1 protein-coding gene is annotated in these 526 nt (G+C 64.6%); it reads left to right on the forward strand.

The window, feature by feature from the left end; all coding sequences use genetic code 11:
- Positions 1 to 526 (forward strand): serine/threonine protein phosphatase (locus tag F8N43_RS29390; protein WP_191630169.1); only part of this gene is annotated, 526 nt, incomplete at both ends.

Genomic DNA, 526 nt, shown 5'->3' on the forward strand with positions numbered 1-526 from the left:
GGTTCCATGCAGTGCGGGGCAACCATGAGCAGATGACCGTCGAATCCCACGCCGCCGGCCGCGCCAGCGTTGAACGCGGCCTGCACTTTGCCAATGGTGGCGCCTGGTCCTACGGCCTGTCGGGCGCCGAGCAAGCCTGTTACGCGGGCATCCTCGCTGAGTTGCCTTTGGTGATCGAGGTCGAACCGGCGGAAGGCCTGATCGGCATCGTGCCCGTGGATGTTCCACCGGGCAGTTGGCAAGACATGACTGAAGCGCTATCCGGCTCGGCGATGGAGGTGGAACAGATAGCCATGACCCTGCAGTGGTCACGCCGGCGCATCACCGACAACAATCCCGGCGGCGTGTCCGGTGTGCGCGCCGTGGTTGTGGGACACACCCCCCTGCCCCAGCCGGTCATCCTGGGCAATGTCTACCACATCGACACCGGTGGCTGGCTGCCGGAGCGCGGTCACTTCACCCTGCTGAATCTGCAAACGCTCGAATTCATCCCAGAGATGCGGCCAGGCCTCAGCCGACACTGGTA

Origin of the sequence: Pseudomonas fluorescens (genome assembly GCF_902498065.1) — a bacterium.
Taxonomy (GTDB): Bacteria; Pseudomonadota; Gammaproteobacteria; order Pseudomonadales; family Pseudomonadaceae; genus Aquipseudomonas; species Aquipseudomonas fluorescens_BJ.